The sequence below is a fragment of the Mesorhizobium sp. M0621 genome, assembly GCF_040320745.1.
Taxonomy (GTDB): Bacteria; Pseudomonadota; Alphaproteobacteria; order Rhizobiales; family Rhizobiaceae; genus Mesorhizobium.
In genome coordinates, this window is the sequence record NZ_JAMYQF010000007.1 from 61,040 (window position 1) to 80,958 (window position 19,919).

The 19,919-nt window shown below is 64.0% G+C and carries 16 protein-coding genes; 4 read left to right on the forward strand and 12 right to left on the reverse strand.

The annotated features are described in order from the left end of the window. Window positions 1–9: 9 nt before the first annotated feature. The 12 genes from apnL to nanR all read right to left on the reverse strand — a co-directional run bounded on the left by apnL (window position 10) and on the right by nanR (window position 14,101). Window positions 10–1,848: a D-apionate lactonase gene (gene apnL, locus NKI38_RS07170; protein WP_352655953.1), complete on the reverse strand. Its 1,839-nt coding sequence runs from the start codon at window positions 1,846–1,848 to the stop codon at window positions 10–12. Further along, the gene (locus NKI38_RS07175) at window positions 1,845–2,879 is read right to left on the reverse strand and encodes a Gfo/Idh/MocA family protein (RefSeq protein ID WP_352655955.1); all 1,035 of its coding nucleotides are present in this window, start codon (window positions 2,877–2,879) and stop codon (window positions 1,845–1,847) included. The genes apnL and NKI38_RS07175 overlap by 4 nt, the downstream gene beginning before the upstream one ends. A gap of 2 nt (window positions 2,880–2,881) precedes the next feature. Further along, complete coding sequence (locus tag NKI38_RS07180) at window positions 2,882–3,946, reverse strand: ABC transporter permease (protein ID WP_352655957.1); 1,065 nt, start codon at window positions 3,944–3,946, stop codon at window positions 2,882–2,884. Beyond that, window positions 3,939–5,495: a sugar ABC transporter ATP-binding protein gene (locus tag NKI38_RS07185; RefSeq protein ID WP_352655959.1), complete on the reverse strand. Its 1,557-nt coding sequence runs from the start codon at window positions 5,493–5,495 to the stop codon at window positions 3,939–3,941. The genes NKI38_RS07180 and NKI38_RS07185 overlap by 8 nt, the downstream gene beginning before the upstream one ends. Further along, on the reverse strand, window positions 5,492–6,130 hold the full coding sequence (locus NKI38_RS07190; RefSeq protein ID WP_352655961.1) for a DUF2291 family protein: 639 nt from the start codon (window positions 6,128–6,130) through the stop codon (window positions 5,492–5,494). Before NKI38_RS07190 ends, NKI38_RS07185 begins: the two co-directional genes overlap by 4 nt. Before the next feature lie 93 nt (window positions 6,131–6,223). After that, the gene (locus tag NKI38_RS07195; protein ID WP_352655963.1) at window positions 6,224–7,165 is read right to left on the reverse strand and encodes a D-ribose ABC transporter substrate-binding protein; all 942 of its coding nucleotides are present in this window, start codon (window positions 7,163–7,165) and stop codon (window positions 6,224–6,226) included. 298 nt (window positions 7,166–7,463) lie between these two features. Then, on the reverse strand, window positions 7,464–8,291 hold the full coding sequence (locus tag NKI38_RS07200; protein ID WP_352655965.1) for a phosphogluconate dehydrogenase C-terminal domain-containing protein: 828 nt from the start codon (window positions 8,289–8,291) through the stop codon (window positions 7,464–7,466). A 111-nt stretch (window positions 8,292–8,402) separates the two neighbouring features. Next, complete coding sequence (locus NKI38_RS07205) at window positions 8,403–9,428, reverse strand: ABC transporter permease (RefSeq protein ID WP_352655967.1); 1,026 nt, start codon at window positions 9,426–9,428, stop codon at window positions 8,403–8,405. Further along, a complete protein-coding gene (locus NKI38_RS07210) occupies window positions 9,425–11,902 on the reverse strand; it encodes an ATP-binding cassette domain-containing protein (protein WP_352655968.1) in 2,478 nt (825 codons plus the stop codon). The genes NKI38_RS07205 and NKI38_RS07210 overlap by 4 nt, the downstream gene beginning before the upstream one ends. Window positions 11,903–11,970: 68 nt before the next feature. After that, complete coding sequence (locus NKI38_RS07215; RefSeq protein WP_352655970.1) at window positions 11,971–12,993, reverse strand: ABC transporter substrate-binding protein; 1,023 nt, start codon at window positions 12,991–12,993, stop codon at window positions 11,971–11,973. 173 nt (window positions 12,994–13,166) lie between these two features. Continuing rightward, a complete protein-coding gene (locus NKI38_RS07220) occupies window positions 13,167–13,364 on the reverse strand; it encodes an FCD domain-containing protein (protein ID WP_352655971.1) in 198 nt (65 codons plus the stop codon). 26 nt (window positions 13,365–13,390) lie between these two features. Next, window positions 13,391–14,101 (reverse strand): transcriptional regulator NanR, encoded by a 711-nt coding sequence (nanR, locus tag NKI38_RS07225; protein WP_352655973.1) that lies wholly within the window; start codon window positions 14,099–14,101, stop codon window positions 13,391–13,393. Between the two features lie 190 nt (window positions 14,102–14,291). On the opposite strand from nanR, the gene NKI38_RS07230 reads away from it, so the two are divergent. From NKI38_RS07230 to NKI38_RS07245, 4 genes are all read left to right on the forward strand, one after another. Next, entirely contained in the window at window positions 14,292–15,893 is a 1,602-nt protein-coding gene (locus NKI38_RS07230; RefSeq protein ID WP_352655974.1) for an ABC transporter substrate-binding protein, read from the forward strand. Window positions 15,894–15,988: 95 nt separating this feature from the next. Further along, window positions 15,989–16,945, forward strand: coding sequence for an ABC transporter permease (locus NKI38_RS07235; protein ID WP_352655976.1), 957 nt, complete (start codon window positions 15,989–15,991; stop codon window positions 16,943–16,945). Continuing rightward, complete coding sequence (gene opp4C / locus NKI38_RS07240) at window positions 16,938–17,846, forward strand: oligopeptide ABC transporter permease (protein ID WP_352655978.1); 909 nt, start codon at window positions 16,938–16,940, stop codon at window positions 17,844–17,846. The genes NKI38_RS07235 and opp4C overlap by 8 nt, the downstream gene beginning before the upstream one ends. Next, window positions 17,843–19,912 carry an ABC transporter ATP-binding protein gene (locus tag NKI38_RS07245; RefSeq protein WP_352655980.1) on the forward strand — a complete coding sequence of 690 codons (2,070 nt, stop codon included), beginning with the start codon at window positions 17,843–17,845 and terminating at the stop codon, window positions 19,910–19,912. The genes opp4C and NKI38_RS07245 overlap by 4 nt, the downstream gene beginning before the upstream one ends. Window positions 19,913–19,919 lie beyond the last annotated feature (7 nt).

Sequence of the window (19,919 nt, forward strand, 5' to 3'; positions counted from 1 at the left end):
CTCGCCGAATCAGCCGATCCGGGTGATCGCGTAAGGCGTCGTCACGAGATGGTCTCGGCCAAAAGCTGAAATGTCGACCGGCACGTCGTCCGCCGTCAGGTTCGCCAGCCACGCGACAGTCTCGCCCGTGGCGGAGCGACCGGCCAACGCCAGCACCTTGGTCTCATCGCTCGTCCTCGCAGCCACATGCGCAAGGCCGGCCAGTTCGCAAAGTCCCTTGATCGCCTGGAAAATCGGCCGGGGTGATCCTTCCGCGACGGGTTCCCCGGATGACGCCAACACGCCGAACGGGCCGGTGAAGCTGGAAAGCGTCAGCATCTCCAGTCCGGCGGGCGCGACGCGTGCGGCATAGCCGATCGTCCATGCTGCTGCGAACAGGCCAGCATGGCGCGGGTCGCTGTCGGCCATGGCGATGCGCTGTCCCCCGGGATTGGGCTTGGTCGCGCCGCCATAGGGGTTCTGGCGCATGGCAATCGTAGACGGTCCGATCCGGTATGGCTTCGCCCCGAAGATCGACCGCACCGATTGGGTGATGAAAGGCAGCGCCTCCAGCGATTGCATGATGCTGAGATCGTCGGCGGCATGCACGATCGGGCAGGTGCAATGGGTGACGAAATCGAGCTGGTCCGCCGGCACGCGCTTGCGGTTGAGCTCGGTGAAATAGCTGAACATGCCGCCGCCGGCGCGGATATCGGGAAAGGCGCGCCGCGCTGCGGCATAGACCTCTTCGAGAGGCGGGCACTCAGGCCATGCGCTACCCGGTGGCGTCGACTGCCGGTCGACCGAAGGCGACACGGCAATGGCCGAGAGGTTGAGCCCGGCCCGGCGCACCAGGGCGGCGACGCCTGACAGCTCGGCGTCGAGGTCGCCGGCGCAGGCAGCGACGCATTCGAGGGTCGCCTCAGCTGGATAGGCAGTTGCGAGCCGGGCGAAAGCGCGCAAAGCGTCGAGCCCGTGGCCGCGCGTCGGATCGTAGTGAAACAGCAACTGTTGGGGGCCGAGTGTCGTCAGCGTGGAGAGATTCGCCAGCGCCGTCTCGACATCCTCGGGATAAATGACCACGCCGATATCGGGCAGCCTCGATCCGGCTTCGCCGAGTTCGACGCGGACCGGTTCGCTGGCCACAGCGGCAGCCGGCGCTGTGCCTTCACCAGCAATGCGCAGGCTGATCGTCTGGCGCAGGGGTTGGCCGGCAGGCAGCACATAGGGCCAAGGCAGCGCCAGCGGCCGCACATAGGTCTTGTAGGATGCGTCCGACCAGTTACGCTGGTCCTCCATTTCGAAAGTGTCGCCATCCATCCGGCATTCGGCGGTGACACCAGGCCGAACCTGATGGATGATGGCGCGGATATTCTTGAAAGGCTGCCAGGGGTCGATCAGTTCGGGGAGCCTTGTCGCGACCACGTGGCCGTCCGTGTGCTCGACCGTGACCTGGCTGCCGGCCAGCCGGGCGATCGGGTGCAGGATGCAGAAGCCGCAGCGATTGGTCTCGAAATCGCTCTCGGGTAGGGCGCTCACATCGAACGTCAGGCGACCCTCGGCGGAACCTTCGATCGTGGCGCGGAAGCGGAGCCGGCTTCCGTCCGGCCCGGTGCAACTTGCCGAATAGCTGACCGAGAAAGTGTCTACATTCTGGTCGATGACAAGGTCCGTCAGCGTCGGCTCGTAAGTGCCCCAGTCGCGGTCGCGCACGATGTAGGCGATAGCGCGGAGCACTTCGGTGCCGCCATGGCGGATGGTGCGCAGATTGCCGTTGACGAAGTCCGCGCTGAGCGCGCCGGCGCTGAGCCTGACCGGCTCGGCTTCTACCGCAGGCGTACCATAAAGCAGTAAGGCGTCGGTGGTCATTTCAGCAAGGCGTCGAGCTGCACCGGTTGCCGGCTCGCAGCACCGGCATAGGCGGCCTCGACCAGCGCAAACGTTTTGAGGTTATCGGCGCCCGAGGTCGCCGGTTCGGTTCCCTTTGCCAGGCAGTCTACCCAGTGCTGCTGGATGGCAACGACGCTCTCCTGGATGTTGTGCCAGGGCCGCGACGCCCACGGTAGCAGCGGCGGCGAAACGTCGGTGACGGCCGTGCCGCTCTTGCCGGTGACGGTGAGCCGGTAACCCTGCGCCAGCCGGATCGTGCCGTCGCTGCCGTCGATCTCGATCAGCGTTTCGGGAAACGGCTCCGTGGCGAGCTTCGTCGCGTAGCTGCAATCGACTACCGAGGTGGCACCGCTGTTGTGATCCATCAGCATCGTCGCCACGTCCTCGCCTGATATGCTGGGGTTGATGCGCACCGTTCGCGTGGTGATGGCCGACACGTCGCCCAGCAGAAAACGGGCGATATCGAGGATATGGATACCGAGATCCTCGATGATGAAGCGCTTTCCGGTTGCCAGATAGGGCTGGCCGGAAAACACGTCATAGGCGGAGCGGAAGGAGATGCGCCCGAAAAAGGGCGTGCCGATCTCGCCGCTGTCGAGCACGGCGCGTACCGCCTGGATCGGCGACTGCCAGCGAAAATTCTCATGCACCATCAAAGGCACGCCGGCCTCAGCGCAGGCCTTCACCATCGCCTTGGCGTCGGCGAGCGTCGGGGCAAACGGCTTTTGGCAGATCACCGGAACGCGATGGGCGGCCGCCATTTCGACAAGCGGACGATGGCTGGGCGCGGTGGTGGCGATATCGACGAAGTCGAGGCTTTCGCCGGCGAAAAGTTCCGCCGCATCGGTATAGCGCTTCGCAATACCGAACTGGTCGCCGACGATCTTGAGCCGTTCCGGATCGCGGTCGCAGATGGCGACGATCGAGCCGCCGGCTACGTCGCGCCAGGCATGCATCTGGTTGACGGCAAAGAAGCCACACCCGATCAGTGCTCCTCGCAACTCCGCCATGATCAGCCCGCCTTCGCCATCTGCATCAGCGTCACGCGGCTCTGCAGCCGTCGCTGCGCCTGGTCGACGACGACGGCGACGATGATGACGAGGCCCTTGATCACCATTTGCCAGAACGAACTCACACCCATCATCACCAACCCGTCCGAAAGTATGCCGATAACGAAAGCGCCGACGATGGTGCCGCCGATCGTGCCGCGGCCGCCCGACATCGAGGTGCCGCCGAGCACCGCCGCCGCAATGGCATTGAGCTCGAAACTTTCGCCTGTCGCCGGATGCGAAGCCATCAGCTCGGATGAGATGATCAGGCCGACGATCGCCGCGCAGAAACCCGAGAACATGTAGACGAACATCTTCACCATGTTGACACGTACGCCCGAAATCCGCGACGCCCGTTCATTGCCGCCAACGGCGAAGATGTGGCGGCCGAGCGGCGTGTATTTGGCGAGATAGGCGGCTCCCAGTGCAACGACGATCAGGATCCAGATTGCCACCGGCAGGCCGAGCAGCCGGCCGGCGCCGAGGAAACCGAAGCCGGTGGTGCCCAGTTCCGGCTTGCCGACGAGGTTGGGGAAGGTGCGGCCGTCGGACGACAAGAGCGCCAGGCCGCGCGCGACATAGAGCACACCCAGCGTGGCGATGAACGGCGCGACGTTCAGCCTGGTGATCAGCAATCCGTTGACCGCGCCAATCAGGATGCCGACCGCCAGCGTAATCAGCGCGATCTCGAAGACGTTGAAATAGATGGTGTAGCCGATCTGCAGGTCGATGCCGTTGAGCACGAGATAGCCGGCCATCATGCCGCACAGGCCGACGATCGAGCCGACCGAAAGGTCGATGCCGCCGGTGATGATGACGAAGGTCATGCCCATCGCCAGGAACGCGTTCAGCGCCACGTGCTTCGACATCAGGATCAGATTGGCGGTCGACAGGAAATTCGGCGCCGCGATCGAGAAGAAGATCAGGACGGCGATCAGCGCGATGAAGGTCCTGAGCTTCATCAATGTCAACAGCACCGAGCCGCTGGAAGCGGAGGGAGCGGCCGCCTTGGCTGGGATGTCAGTCATGCGCGGTGCTCTCCATCTGTCGAACCGGTCCGTGGCCAAGCGCCGAGGCAGCGACGAGTACCGCCTCCGTCGCCTCTGCGCGATCGAATATGCCGGTCAGTTTTCCGTTGCTCATCACCGCGATGCGGTCGGACAATGCCATCACCTCGTCGAGATCGGAGGTCGCAAAAAGAATCCCCAAGCCGTCGCGGGACAGTTTGCGCATGGTGCGGAAGACGTCGGCCTTGGCGCCGACATCGATGCCGCGGCTGGGCTCGTCCATCAACAGCACCTTGGGTCCGGTGAGCAGCGCCTTGCCGATCACCACCTTCTGCTGGTTGCCGCCCGACAGCGACGAAACCTCCTGCACCGGGTCGGCGACCTTGATCGCCAGTTCCCGCACCATCTGTGTCACCGCCTGCTTTTCCTCGGCGCCACGGATATGGAACAGGCGGGTAAATCGCGACAGGCTGGCCAGCGTCAGGTTGCTGGCGACCGAGAGGATCGACACCAGCCCTTCGCGCTGGCGGTCCTCGGGGATCAGCGCCAGCCCGCGCCGGATGCGTCGCGTCGTGTCGCGCTCCCTGACCTGTTTGCCGTCAATGAAGATCGCGCCTGTCGAATGGCCGTGGCGGCCCATGATGCAGTCGAACAATTCGCTGCGTCCGGCGCCCATCAGGCCGTAGATGCCGAGGATCTCGCCGGCACGCAGCGACAACGAGACATGGTCGACGGCAAGCCCGCCGGTGGCGCGCGGCAGGCAGATGCCCTCGGCGCGGAATATTTCTTCCCCGGGAACATGATCGTCCGCCTTGGCGAAGTCCTTGGCGTCGGAGCCGATCATCTGCCGCACGATCCATCGCGTGTCGACGTTCTTCATCTCCTCCTGGCCGGTGATGTGGCCGTCGCGCAGCACGGTGATGTAGTCGCCGATGCGGATCAGCTCTTCCAGCCGGTGCGAGATGTAGACGATGGCCACGCCGCGCGCCTTGAGGTCGGCGATCACCTTGAACAGGATGTCGACCTCCGCCGCACTCAGCGCCGAGGTCGGCTCGTCCATGATCAGAATGCGTGCGTCGAGCGAGACCGCCTTGGCGATTTCGACCAACTGCTGCTGGCCGATGCGCAGATCCTCGACCAGCATGTCGGGCCGTATACCGGCTTGCAGGCGTTCCAGAAATTCCGCCGCGCGGTTTTCTTGTTCTTTGCGATCGATCTTGCCGAACCGGTTGGTGATTTCGCGGGTGGCGAAAATGTTCTCGGCGACGCTCATGTTGCCGAACAGGTTGAGTTCCTGGAACACCATGCCGATGCCGCGGTTCACCGCATCGCCGGACGACGAGAAGGACACCTCTTCGCCCTCCAGCAGTATGCGGCCTGCAGTCGGCTGTTCGACACCGGCGATGATCTTCATCAGCGTCGACTTGCCGGCGCCGTTTTCGCCGACCAGCACGTTGACCGCGCCCTTGCGCACTTCGAAATTGGCGCGCTTGACCGCAACGGTGCCGGAATAGACTTTGGAGACATCCTCCAGCTTCAGGATGATTTCGCGCTCCACGGCCGCGCTCATGGCCTCGGTCCGATCTCGGCCTCCGCCGGCGTCACCAGCGGCAGGTCCTGGCCGCTGCCCAGCGTATAGGCGCCGAGCACCTTGGCGGTGCGGCCTTCCAGCGCTTCGCGCGGCAGCTTGGACAGCACCGTCTTGTCGGCATAGCTGTTGAACGCCTTGCCGAACTGGGCGAAGTCGATCTGGTTGGTGAAGTCGTTGAACTGGATGAAGTCCAGGCTGTCGCGCAGTGCGGTGCCGCGCACCGCTGGTCCGATCTGCACTCGCGCATCGGCCTTGCCGTCGCCGTCGACATCGATGTCGACCGTCGCCGCACGCGACTGCGTATTCGCCGCGACGATCTTGCCTTCCAGGCGAACTGCGAAAGTCCACGGCGCGTTCGCCTGCTTGTTCGGATTACCGTATTTGGCTCCGGCCGCTGCGGCATGGGTTGTCGCCAGGGTGTGAACTTCTGGAAACGGTCCGGCTTTCTGCTGGAGATAAGGCACGACCTTTGCCGCCCATATCTCTTCGACCGTCTTGTCCGGATTGAAGACGGGAGCATTGCCGCCGTCTGCCGATTTTGTCGGCAAGATCTTGCAAGCGGTCAGGCAGACCATCAAGGCAAGGATCGGCCAGTTCGGCTTGTTGTTCAGCATGGCGGCCTGTTGTTCAGCATCGTGGTCGGCCCACGGAAAATGGCGGCGAGGGGCGAACCGGAATTCGCCCCTCGCTATTCAAATCACGCTGGCTCAGTTGGTCAGCGCGAAGGTTTCCAGCTTGGCGGCATTGTCGCCATTGACCAGAACGCAGTCCATCAGCTGCTTTTCCTTGGCCGGCGACTTCTTGTTCTTGATGAAGTCGTTGGCTTGCTCGACCGCCATCTGCGCCTGCGCGAAGGCGGGCTGCAGCACGGTTGCCTTGATGCCGCCGGAGGTGATGGAGTCACGCACGTCGTTCGATCCGTCGAAGCCGACGACGATGACATCCTTGCGGTTCGCCGCGGCAAGTGCCGCATAGGCGCCCATCGCCATCGTATCGTTGCCGGAGATGACACCCTTGATGTCAGGGTTGGCCTGCAGGATCGATTCCATCTTGGAATAGGCTTCCGTCTGGCTCCAGTTGGCCGACTGCTGGGCGACCATCTTCAGATCCGGATAGTCGTCGATGACGTCGTGATAACCCTTGGAACGAATGCCGGCATTGGTGTCGGATTCCTTGCCGACCAGCTCGACGAAATTGCCCTTCTCGCCCATCAGCTTGATGAATTCCTGCGCGCCGAGTTGGGCGCCCTGGTAGTTGTTGGAGACGATCTGCGCCACGGCGACACCGGTGGCGTTGATCTCGCGGTCGATCAGGAAGGACGGAATGCCTGCGTCCTTGGCCTTCTGCACGGCGGCGACGGTGGCGTCGGCGCCGGCATTGTCGAGGATGATCGCCTTGGCGCCGCGGCCGATCGCGGTGTCGATCAGCTCGGATTGCTTGTTGGCATCGTCGTCATGGACGAGCACTAGCGCCTCATAGCCGAGTTCCTTGGCCTTGGCTTCGGCACCGACGGCTTCCGCCTTGAAGAACGGATTGTCGTGCGAAGGCGTGATGATGGCGATGAGATCCGCCGCGTAGGCGGGAACTGCCGTGCCAAGCGCCAGCATGCCGGCGAAAGCCGCAAGCGTCATTCTGCGTGTAAGTTTCATGAAGTCCTCCCGTTTGAAAAATTACCTTGGTCAACCAAGGCTTCTGTCGGCAGCGCGGGCGGCGGATCGCTTTCGGGCTAAAGAGCCGTTTGCCGGCTCCCCTCGGCGGATCGTTGCTCCCCAGCCATCCTCCACTCGCCCAGGCTTCGTACTCCCTGCGAAACCTTGTCGATCCGAGCCATGAACAGCTAAGCCAACTGGTATGATGAGTCAATCACTAATTCAGGTGATATGTGCCTGATGGCGGGTTTGCGTGCGCGTACCTTCTCCCTAACCGATGAGAAGATGGACCTGCGTCTCAGGTGATGCGCTGAATGCTGGCGGCGATCTCTTCCGGCTCGAACACGCGCTTCCAGTCGTCACGCATCAGCACCGGCTTGCCGAATTCGATCGCCTTGTTGCAGGCGTCCGAGAACACGCCCTTGGTCTCGCCGAAGATGACGGCGCCGAGCACGTTCATATGGCCGAGCAGGAAATCGAGCGCGGCCTGCTTGTCGACGCCGCGTGCCACGACCTCGTCGACGGCTTCCTTCATGACCACCAACAGCGAGGCGCACACCGTCTCCGAGAGGCCAGGCTCCAGCAACGCCATTTGTTCGACGGTGACGCGGTGCGAGCGCATGACCGGCGCCCAGATGATTTTTGCGATTGCCTCGCCCTTGGCATAGTCCTCTTCCGGTCCCTGCATCAGGGCACTGACCATGTGCTGCTTGGCCTTGACGCCGCCGAAATAGTCCTTCTTGGCCGCCATGTCGGTCTCGTCGTTGAAGATCGGCGGATGGCAGGGGTGGGTGACAAAATAGGTAAGGTCCGGCCGGTTCGGCAGATGGCCGGCGAAAGGTGCCGCCGCGTCGAGCACCACCACCATCGTGCCCGGTGCCAGCTTGCTCTCGATGCTGGTCGCCACCTTGCCGATATGCGTGTCCGGAACGGCCAGGATCACGACATCGGCGCCCTTGAGCGCCTCGTCGGCGCTGACCGTATCGAAACCCAGTCCGGTCTTCAGTCGCTCGCGACCGGCCTCGCTGACCTCGACATGGCGTATCGTGTAGGGCGATCCGCGGAAATTGGTCGACAGGCGGTAGCCCATTTTTCCGCCGGCACCGAACAGCGCAATCGTTGTCATCTGGTCATTACTCCTGATCTCAGCCGACGGCGTCGCCCGTCGGTGACTTATCAACTGGTATAATCACACTACCAGATTTTGGCAATCCGATAATGGCGAATGCGGTGCAGGTCATGACTGTTGCTTTCCCGCCGGCACTGCCGCGTCGCCGTCGCCGCCTGTCGGCTCGGCCGGCGCTCGCCGCGTCATCGCCTGTCGTCCGGCAAGCGCAAGCACGAAGATGACGACGATGCCCTGCACGATATCCTGGGCGCCCGGAGGCAGGCCGATTATCTGCATGGTGGTGACAATCAGGATCAGCAGGATGCTGGCGAACAGGGTGCCGACGGCGGTTGCCGAGCCGCCGAAGATCAGCGTTCCGCCTAGCACCACCGCAGCGATCGACTGCAAGAGGTAGGGCTGGCCCATTTCAAGAAAGGCGCCGCCGATATAGGCGCCGAGCAGCAGCCCGTTGAGGGACGCCAGCACCGACGAGATGATGAAGGCCGATGCGATCACCGGGCCGGTCCTGATGGCGGCGAGCCGCGCGGCGGTGCGGTTCTGGCCGACCGCCGACAACAGCTGGCCGAACACCGTATAGCGCAGCACGAAGGAGGTTGCCGCCACGCCAACTATGGCAATGACGGCCATGATCGGCACGCCGGAAATGCGGCCCGATGCCAGATATTTCAGTGCCGGGCTGACACTGAAACCCGAGATCGCCCGGTTCGACAGCAGCGTCGCGGTGGCCAGCACATAGCCGGTCGCCAGCGTGGCGATAATGGCCGGGATGCCGAGCCCCACGACAAGCAGCGAATTGAGTGCGCCGACGGCAAGGCCGAGCAGGATCGCGGCGGCAACGCCGATGGCGAGATTGGCATCCTGGCCCTTGATGGTGAGCAGCGCGACGAAGGCGCTGAGCGTGATCACCGAGGCAACCGACAGGTCGATATTGCCGCGCCCGGTCGTCACCACGAACATCTGGCCGATGCCGACGATCGTCAAGAAGGACGCCGACAAGATAATGCCCGACAGGCTGGACAGGCTGAAGCGGTTGGTGACGATCGATAGCACAAGCCACAGAAGCAGCACGCCGATCGCCGCCCAGATCCAGCGGTTTCTCTGCGCCCAGAGGCTGAAGGCGGTCAGGGCGCTCATTGTTCGCTCCTGCGGTCGGCGGTCAGGCTGCGAAGCGTCAAAAGGGCGATCAGGATCAGGCCTTGCGTCGCGGCGTTGAAATCGCTGCTGACGTTCAGCGTGCCGAGCAGTGCACCGATCAATGACAGCGTCACCGCCCCGGCAACGGCGCCGACCGGCGAGATGATGCCGCCCAGCAGCGAGCAGCCGCCCATCACCACGGCGGCGACGCTGAGCAGCGTGAACGAATTGCCGGAGTTGATGTCGCTCGCCGTGTTGATCGCCGTCAGCGACAGGCCGGCCGCACCCGCAAACAACCCGGCGATGAGATAGCGAACCAGCGCATAGCGCGTCGGCGACCATCCCGAGCGGATCATCGCGGTTGGATTGTTGCCGAAGCCGCGCAGCACCACCCCGAGCGGCAACCGGTCGATGACGAAGACGATCAGCGCGACGGCCGCGATGAGGATGATGGAGGTGGGCACGAAGCCGAGCGACCAGTTGAAGAGCGCCGAGAGCCATTCCGGGCTGGCGCCGCCGGGCGTCGGCTGCAGCGCATAGCCCAGTCCAACCCAGATGAAGGCGGCGCCGAGCGTAACGACGATGGCCGGGATCTTGCGCGCCTGGATCACCCCGCCAAGCCCGGCATAGGCGGCCAGCGCTCCCACCAGTGCCAGGGCGCCGAGCCATGGCTGCTCGTAGAGCAGCGTGGCGCTGAGCACGCTGACGAGGCCGGCGAAGGCGCCGACGCCGAGGTCTATCTCGCTGCCGCCGATGATGAACATCTGTGCCGCCGTAACCAGCACCAGCGACAGCGCCGGCATCAGCAGCAGATCGAGGCCGAAGATCGAGGCGACGGCGGGATTGGCCGAGATCATCACGGCCAGCACGGCGGCGAGCCCGATGAAGGGCGTCGCATCCACCAGCCTGCGGCCAAGCCTCGTCGCCGGCGCATCTTTGTGTCGGAGAGCGGCGAGCCCGTCCGCCGGCTGGGTGAAGGACGCGCCGACAACAGCCGATTCCGTGATCGCGTCGCCGGTGAGTTCCCGAACGATTCGTCCGCCGGCAAAGACAAGCACGCGATCGCAGGCCAGCAGTTCAGCATCCTCGGTTGTATGCCAGACCAGTGCGCGCCCGCTGCGCGCAATCTCGTTGCACAGCCGGTAGAAATCCTGCTTGGTGGCGATGTCAACGCCGCGCGTCGGGTCGTCGAGCAGGATGATCGGGGTGTCGGCGACCAACGCCCGGGCGACCAGCGCCTTTTGCTGATTGCCGCCGCTGAGTTCGGTGATGTTGGACTGGAATCGGCTGTCGTCCAACCGCAGCTTGCTGGCGGCACCGGCGGCTATGTCGCGGTTGGCGCGATCGGAAATCAGACCCAGCGCCGGGCGGCGGGCCAGCGCGCCGATGCTGATGTTCGAGAGCACGCTCCACAGCGGGAACACGCCTTCCTTCTGCCGGTCGCCGGCAATGAAGCTGGCCTGCGCATGTCTTGTGACCGCCGAGCTTTGCTTGCTGCCGGGGCCGAAGATCGCATGCAGCAGCTCCCTCTGCCCGTTGCCCTCGAGACCGGCCAGCCCGACGATTTCGCCGCGCACGATCTCGATGTCGCGGCCGAGTTCAGCCGTCAGTGGGCCGTAGAGCCGCACCAGAACGTCCTGGGCGGAGGCGGCGGAGACGGCGTGCTGGTGGACAGGATTGGCATCGCCGCCCATCAACTGCACCAGCCTGCCGATCGAGGCGTCCGCGACACGGCCCTGCCATGCCGTGCGGCCGTTGCGCAGCACCACGATCTCGGTGGCGATGTCGATGATCTCCTGCAGCTTGTGGCTGATGAAGATGAAGGCAAGCCCGGCCTTCGCCCGCTCGCGAATAAAGGCGCGCAGCTGTTTCGAGCGGTCGAGATCGAGCGACGAGGTCGGTTCGTCGAGCACGATCAGCCTGACGCCGGGTATAGCTGTGGCGCGCGCGATCTCCACCATCTGCCGTTCGGCGATAGAGAGGTGGCCGACCTCGGTGTCGGCATCGATGCCGTTGCCGGGAAAGACGGCGTCGAGCGCGGCTCGAGCCCGAGCCCTGTAAACCGTTCTCCACCCCGGTCGGGTCGCCGCATCCTGAGGTGTCTCCAGAAAGAAATTCTCGGCGACCGACAGGTTGGCGCAGAGCGAAAGCTCCTGATGCACCATGCGGATACCTTGCCGCTGCGCTTCCGCGGTGCCGTAGTCGGCGAAGTTTACCTGTTCGTTGGCAAGGGAAATCGCGCCCAGCGTCGGCCACATCGCGCCGCACAGGATACGCATCAGTGTCGATTTGCCGGCGCCGTTGCCGCCGACCAGCCCGATCACGTCGCCAGCAGTGACGCAGAGGTCGATGCCTGCGTTGGCGAGCGTCGGTCCAAAGCTCTTGGTGATCCCGGTGAGCGAGACAACGCTTTGCCGGATAGGAACGATCGGCACCGCCGCGCTTTCCGGATCGGCAACGGCAAGATGGGACATTCATCCTCCGGTTTTCACAGACGAAGATCGGGCGCGGCCAACCAGCGGCGCCCGATCGACAGGTCGCGTTACTTGCTCAGCAGGTTCTGCTTGACCCAGTCCAGCGAATAGCTGGGGCTGATGATCTGGCCGCCCGGCAGCTTGGCGTATTCCTTGAGATTGCCGGCATCGACCGTTGCCACCGGCATGATCATCAGTTTGGGCGCTTGGGCGCCCTTCAGCAGCGACAGGCCGAGCCAGAAGGCAGCACCGCCGATGCCCGGCGTGGTGTTCATGGACACCGTCTGGTAGCCGTTCTTGGCATTCTCCTCGGCCCACCATTTGACGAAGTCAGTGCCGCCGCCACCCTCGATGATCGGCATCTTGCCGGCGTAGTCGCCACCATACTGGACGAAGGCCTGCGCGATGCCGACATCGTCGCTGCCGCCCTGGCCGAGCACGGCGTCGACATGCGGCAGGCTAGGCAGCACATTGGCGATCGCCGCCTGCGCCACCGAGGCGGTCGCTTGGCCATAGACGGTCGCGACCACCTTGATGTCGGGATACTTCGCCAGCACCGACTGCTGCGCGTTGAACATGTCGTTGTCGGGCGCCGAGCCCTTCACGCCGCGCACTTGCAGGATGTTGCCCTTGCCGCCGAGCATCTTGAAGACGGCCTCGGCCTGGGTCGCCTTGTAGCCCTTGAAGTCGAAATTGAGCTGGTAGTTGCAGGGCGCCGAGGCCACCGAATCGAAAGAGATGACGATGATGCCGGCTTTGCAGGCTTTCTCGATGATGCCATTGATCGCTGTTTCCGAGGCGGCGTCGACAGCGAGCACGTCGACCTTCTTCAGGATCAGTTCGGCGATCTGGCTGTTTTGCTGCGCCACCGAACCATCGCCGTTCATGACGATATAGTCGGCGATCTGACCGGCGGCCTTGGCTTCCTTGGCAGAGGCTTCGAACGCTTCCACCATCTGGTGCCGCCAGGTGTTCCCGTAATAGGCGTTGGCGAGCGCGATGACCGGCGCATCCGCAGATGCCATTGCCGGCACCACGGCAACACCCACCATTGCAGCGCTGGCGAGCGCCGCCACAGTTACAAATCTCATGGTATTTCCTCCCAAAAACACGATCGGCTTGGCTTGCACAGCGCTACCTCCGGAGACACGCTATGTCAGGTACACATTATACCAGCATACCAAATAGGCAAGCGTCCGCAATGACGCCGCCGCGCATTTGTCCTGAAGAGATGTGATCGGTCGTCGGAGCCTGGGGCCGAAAGCTACTTCAGAAGATCGACCAGCACGTCGAATGCCGCGTCGATATCGGCACGGACCGCAGCCCTGACCGCCTCGGCATCCCGGTTGCGCAACGCCGCAAACATCTGCTGGTGGTGCTCGTTGGCGGCAGCCTGTTCGCCACCACCGGTCTTGGCATCAAGGGCGTCGCGGAGCCGCGCTTCGGCGGCTGACGGCCGCAACTGGTCGAGCGTGAGGACGGGCTCGTCTAGTCCGGTTTCGCCAGGCCCGAATTGAACTTGCGGCGGGCGTTTTCCAGGTGCTCGCGCATTGCCCGCCCGGCCGCTTCCGGGTCGTGCCGCTCGATGGCCTCGAACACGGCTTTATGGCCGGCAAAGCTCCTGCGGTTTTCCACTTCGGTGTTGGCCATGTGGATGCGCTGGTTGATTAGCCATTCCACCAGCGCTTCGTGCGCGGCGAGGAAGATCGGGTTGCCGGGAATCGCGGTCAGCACCCGGTGAAACGCGACATCGGTGACAGCGAAGGCGCGGGCGCGCGGGATGGCGCGTTCGTTCTCGGCAAGTGCCGCCGCAAGAGCCTCGGCCTGTTCGCGCGTTGCCACCTCGGCGGCATGGCGCGCGATCGAGACTTCGAGGAACAGCCGCAGCTGCTCGAAATGGCCGATGCCGTCGGGCTGGTCCATCAACAGATGCGCCGTGCCCGTCAGTTGCTCCAGCATGTTCTTTGACGTCGGCCGCGTCACCTTCGGCCGCTCGCCGCTGTTGATGCGCACCAACCCCATTTTCTCCAGCGCAAACAGCGCCTCGCGTACCGAGGGGCGCCCGACATCGAACATCGACATCAGGTCGCGCTCGGACGGCAGCGAGGCGCCGACCGGATAGACCTCGTCGCGGATCATCTCCTCCAGGCGGAGGCGGACTTCATCGGACAATTTTTTTCGAACCGGCATATTGTGCATGGTCTACCTTTTAAGCTATTAGACCAGTCGCCGCAAGCGAGGACTTGCGGAACCGAAGGGTTGGAGGAGGCGGCCGCCGGCCAATGGCGCGGCGGTCGGCGCGACAGGCGAGGGTCTGACGCGGGAGCAGGCCTGGAGCAGGGGCATCGCCCCGATTTCGGCCGGCGGAAAGCAATGGGAGGAGAATTCCATGAGACGATTGCTGATGACTCTTGTACCGGCGCTGGCGCTGATGTTTGCCGCAGTGATCGCCAAAGCCGAGGGCGGCGGCACGTTCCGTTCCGCCATGCGCACCGGCTGTATCGAGATGGGAACGCTGCATACCACCTGCGGCCACCGCCTCGACGAGACCGTGCTGCAGGGACTGGTCCACATCAAATGGACGGGCGATGGCGTGCAGCCGATGCTGGCCGAAAGCTGGAAGACGCCGGATGGCGGCAAGACCTATGTCTTCAGCCTGCGCCACGCCGTCAAATGGCATGACGGAACGCCCTTCACCGCCAAGGACGTGGTGTTCAGCCTCAACCTCTACGCCAACCCGAAAGTCAACTCGCCATGGGCGCAGAAACTCTCGGCCGTGGCCGGGTACAAGGCGTTCCAAGATGGCTCGGCCTCCTCGCTTGCCGGGGTCAAGGCGCTTGACGACACGACCGTCCAGGTCGAACTCGACAGCGCCAAGCCGCTTTGGGTGGAGTTGCAGCTTATCGCCATCAGCATCTTCCCGGAACACATACTGGGCAAGGTCGCGCCGCAGGACGTCAAGGGCAACGCCTTCTGGATCAACCGCGTCGGCACTGGACCGTTCATCTGGAAGAAATACGAGAGCGACCAGTATGTCGAGGTCGACCGCAACCCCGACTATTTCCTGGGCGCGCCGAAACTCGAGCGCATCATCTACCAGATCTACAAGGACGTGCCGCCGATCATCGCCGCACTCGAGACGCAGGAGGTCGACGCCATGTCTTATGAGGGCGGCGGCGTGCCGATCTCCGAACTCGCCCGGCTGCAAAAGCTCGACTATCTGACGGTGCTGCCGAAATTCTCCGCCGGCCTGCCGACCTATCTGCAGTTCAACCTGGAGAACAAGCGCTTTGCCGACGCGCGGGTGCGCCAGGCGATGCTCTACGCCATCGACCGCAAAGCCATCATCGATACGGTCAAGCAGGGCGCCGGCGAACTGTCGAACACACTCTTTCCGCAAGACTGGGCGCGCGCCAAGGACCTCGAGCCCTACGACTACAATCCCGACAAGGCCAAGCAATTGCTCACCGAAGCGGGCTGGGACGGCAGCCAGCCGGTCGATTTCATCTACTACTATTCCGACCAGATGAATGTCGACACCGTCACCGCCATCCAGAGCTATCTGGCCGCCGTCGGCGTCAACATCCAGCCGCGCCTGCTCGATCCGGCGGCAATCAACCAGACCTATGCCGACGGCAGCTTCCAGATGGGCTTTTTCGCCAATGGCATGGGGCTCGATCCCTCGCTCGGCTCGCCGGTCGTCGTCTGCGGCGCAAAGCCACTCAGCATGGGCTATTGCAATCCCAAGGTCGATGGACTGTTCAACAAGGGGCTGGAATCGGCCGACCGAGCCGTGCGTGCCGAAAGTTACCAAGAAGCCTCACGCATCCTCAACCAGGAGCTGCCCAAGGCCTGGCTATGGAACGAGGTGCGGCCGCTGGCTTTCAACAACCGCATCGTCGGTTTGGCGCAGCACTTCAAGGAGCAGCCGCTCGTGATCTTCAACCACCCGGTCTACAACGAAGTCGAGAAGTCGGAAGTGGCCAAATAGGCCGCTGCGTAGACATCCTCATCGGTTTGTCATGAGGCTCTGGAAACCTCGTGACCCACCGCCTCAACAGCCGCCTTCAGCGATAGGAGAAGCCGGTGCTCAGCTATCTCTTGCGCAAGCTGCTGCTCAGCATCCCGGTGCTGTTCGGCGTCACTGTCATCGTCTTCGCCATTGCGCACGCCATGCCGGGCGATGCCGTGCTGGCGATGATCACGGCGGAGGCGCCGTCGAGCGAGGCGCTGATCGCGATGCGGCGCGGCGAGCTCGGCCTCGACCAGCCGCTCTACGTCCAATACCTCAACTGGATCGGCCAGATCCTGCACGGCAATCTCGGCCGCTCCTTCGTCAATGGCCGCAGCGTCGGCGAGATCATCGCCGAGCGCCTGCCGATGACGCTGGAACTGATGGGCGTGGCATTGCTCGTCGCCTTTATGATCGGCACCACGCTGGGGGTGATCTCGGCGCTCAGGCAATACAAGTTGACCGACTATTCGCTGACGCTGGGCGGCTTCGTCGGCGTATCGATCCCGGATTTCTTCATGGGGTTGCTGCTCGTCTATGTCTTTGCGCTGGAATTGCGCTGGCTGCCGTCGTCGGGCATTTCGACGGCAGGCGACAGCTTCTCGCTCGTCGACAATCTCAGGCATCTGATCCTGCCGGCCGCCGCGCTCGCTTTGTTCCGCGCCGCGATCTTCATGCGCTATGCCCGCGCCGGCATGCTCGAAGTGCTGAACCAGGACTATATGCGCACCGCCAAGGCCAAGGGCCTGCGGCCAAGCACGATCACGCTGCGCCACGGCCTGCGCAACGCGTTGATCCCGCTGGTCACCGTCTTCGGCCTCACTTTGCCGACGCTGTTCGGCGGCTCGGTGGTGATCGAGACGATCTTCCAGTGGCCGGGCATCGGCCTGATGTTCATCGACGCGGTGGTCAACAGGGATAGCCCTGTGATCATGGGCTATGTGCTGATCACCGCCATCATCGTCATGCTGGCTAACCTTGCGACCGACCTTGTCTACAGCGTGCTCGACCCCAGGGTGAGCTATGACTGACGTCACCGCCGCCGACATGACGATTGCCGCCGGCGCCTCGCGCGGCCTGTGGGGAGAGGCGGCGCGCCGCTCCCTCAACCACCGTCTGGCGACGCTTGGCCTGATCATGCTCGCCGTCATCGTGCTCGCTTGCGTGCTGGCGCCGCTGATCGCGCATTATGGCCCTAACGACATCGACCTGCGCGGCCGCAACCAGCCGCCCGGCGGCATGCATTGGCTCGGTACCGACGGCACCGGCCGCGACATCTTTGCCCGCATACTCTATGGAGGCCGCATCTCGCTGACGGTCGGCTTCGTCGCCGTCGCGATCTCGGCGGCAATAGGCATCTTCATCGGCTGCGTTGCCGGCTATTTCGGCGGCAAGGTCGATCTCTTGCTGATGGGCCTAATCGACATGGTGCTGACCTTTCCGCGCCTAGTCATCATCATCGCTTTCGTCGCCGTGATTGGCCCCAGCATCTTCAACACCATGGTGGTTATCGGCCTGCTCAGCTGGCCGTCCATCGCCCGGCTGACGCGCGGCGAGATACTGACGCTGCGCAACCAGGAATTCGTCCTCGCCGCGCGCTCGCTCGGCGCCTCGCCGTCGGTCATCATCCTCGAACACATATTGCCCAACGTGCTGAGCCCGATCCTGGTGGCGATCACGCTCGACGTCGCCACCGTCATCCTGCTCGAGGCCTCGCTGTCCTTCCTCGGCCTCGGTGCGCAGGCGCCAGCGGCCAGTTGGGGCAACATGCTGCGTGATGCCCGTACGCTGTCGATCCTGGAAAGCCAGCCCTGGATGTGGATCCCGCCCGGCGCGATGATCGCGATGGCCGTGCTCAGCATCAACTTCGTCGGCGACGGCCTGCGTGACGCGCTCGACCCGCAGCACATCATGGGTGGGGGCGCCAAATGACAGGCACCGACACACTTGCCGTTGGCAGGGCAGCAAAGGGGATCGGGCAGCAAGCTGTGCTTTCCGTGCAAGAGCTAAGCGTCGAATTCGGCCCCAAAGGCAGCTCCGTCTATGCCGTCAACGACGTCTCCTTCGATCTTGCCGAAGGCGAGTCGCTGGCCATCGTCGGCGAAAGCGGCTCCGGCAAGTCGGTCACCGTGCAGACGTTGATGGGGCTGATCCGCAAGCCTCCCGGCCGGGTCACCTCCGGCCGTGCGTTGTTTCGAGGCCGCGATCTCCTGGCCATATCAGACAGTGAATTGCGCCAGATCCGCGGCCGCGACATCGCCATGATCTTCCAGGATCCGATGTCGTCGCTGAACCCGGTGCTGACCATCGGCCTGCAGCTGACCGAGGCGCTGCGAGAGCACCAGGGCCTGAGTCAGCCGCAGGCCGAGCGCCAGGCGCTCGACATGCTAGCGCTGGTCGGCATCGCCAACGCGCCCCAGCGCATGCGTGCCTTTCCACATCAGTTCTCCGGCGGGCAATTGCAGCGCATCGGCATCGCCATGGCGCTGGTCTGCAAGCCGTCGATCCTGATCGCCGACGAGCCGACGACGGCCCTCGACGTCACCATCCAGGCGCAGATCGTCGAGCTGGTCGCCCGCCTGCAAAAACAGCTCGGCATGGCGATCATCTGGATCAGCCATGATCTCAGCCTGGTCGCCGGTTTCGTCGACCGCGTCGCGGTGATGTATGCGGGCTCGATCGTCGAATGCGCGCCGGTCGATGAACTGTTTTCGGCGACGACGCATCCCTACACGATCGGCCTGTTGAACTCGATTCCATCGCTGACGGCGGCAAACACAAGGCTGGTGCCGATCAAGGGCGCGCCGCCCAACGTCACCCTGCCGCCCACCTTCTGCGCCTTCGCGCCGCGCTGCGATTATGCCGAGGCGCGCTGCCGCGAGCAGAAACCGCCACTGGAAATGGTCGGCGCCGGCCACACCACCGCATGCTGGCGCTGGCGACAGGTAGAGCGATTGCCACGTGCGCCGACGGCCGCATCTGGCGCGGCTCCGGCAGCGCCCAAGCAGGAACCACTGCTTGTCGTCTCCGATCTCAAGGTGCATTTCCCTATCCGGCGCGGCGTACTCAGGCGGCAGGTCGGCGCGGTGCATGCGGTCGATGGCGTCAGCTTCGAGGTGCTGCGCGGCGAGACACTGGCGCTGGTCGGTGAAAGCGGCTGCGGCAAGTCGACGACCGGCCGTGCCGTGCTTGGCCTGGAGCGTCCTAGCGCCGGCAGTGTCGTCTTCGAGGGCAGGGACTATGCAGGCGCGACAGGCGAGCAGCTCAAGCAGCGCCGCCGCGACATGCAGATGGTTTTCCAGAACCCGTTCGGCTCGCTCAATCCGCGCATGACCGTCGGGCGCATCATCGGCGAGGGGCTGCGCGCCCAGAAGATCGGCACCCGCGCGACGCGCGACACCCGCGTCAGTGAATTGCTGGCGCTGGTCGGCCTGCGGGAAGCGCTGCGCGATCGCTACCCGTTCGAGCTCTCCGGTGGCCAGCGCCAGCGTGTCGGCATTGCCCGCGCTCTGGCGGCCAATCCAAAATTCATTATTGCCGACGAGCCGATCTCGGCGCTCGACGTCTCCATCCAGGCGCAGATCGTCAATCTGTTGGACGACCTCAAGGCGCGCCTCGGGCTGACTTATCTGTTCATCGGCCATGATTTGTCGATGATCCGCTATCTCAGCGACCGCGTTGCGGTGATGTATCTGGGCCGGATCGTCGAGATCGGCACCACAGCAGGGGTGTTCGGCAGCCCGCTGCATTCCTATACACGCGCGCTGCTGTCGGCGATCCCGGTGCCGGACCCCAAGGCCGGCGGAACACACCGGCGCATCGTGCTGGGCGGTGCGGTGCCCGATCCATCGAAGCCGCCGCCCGGTTGCCATTTTCACCCGCGCTGTCCGATGGCGAGCGACATTTGCACGCGGGTAACGCCGGAGGTGCGCGATTTCGGCTCGCTCATCTCTGGCCAGCATCTTGTCGCCTGCCACCATGCCGGCGATGGACCATGATCCCGAA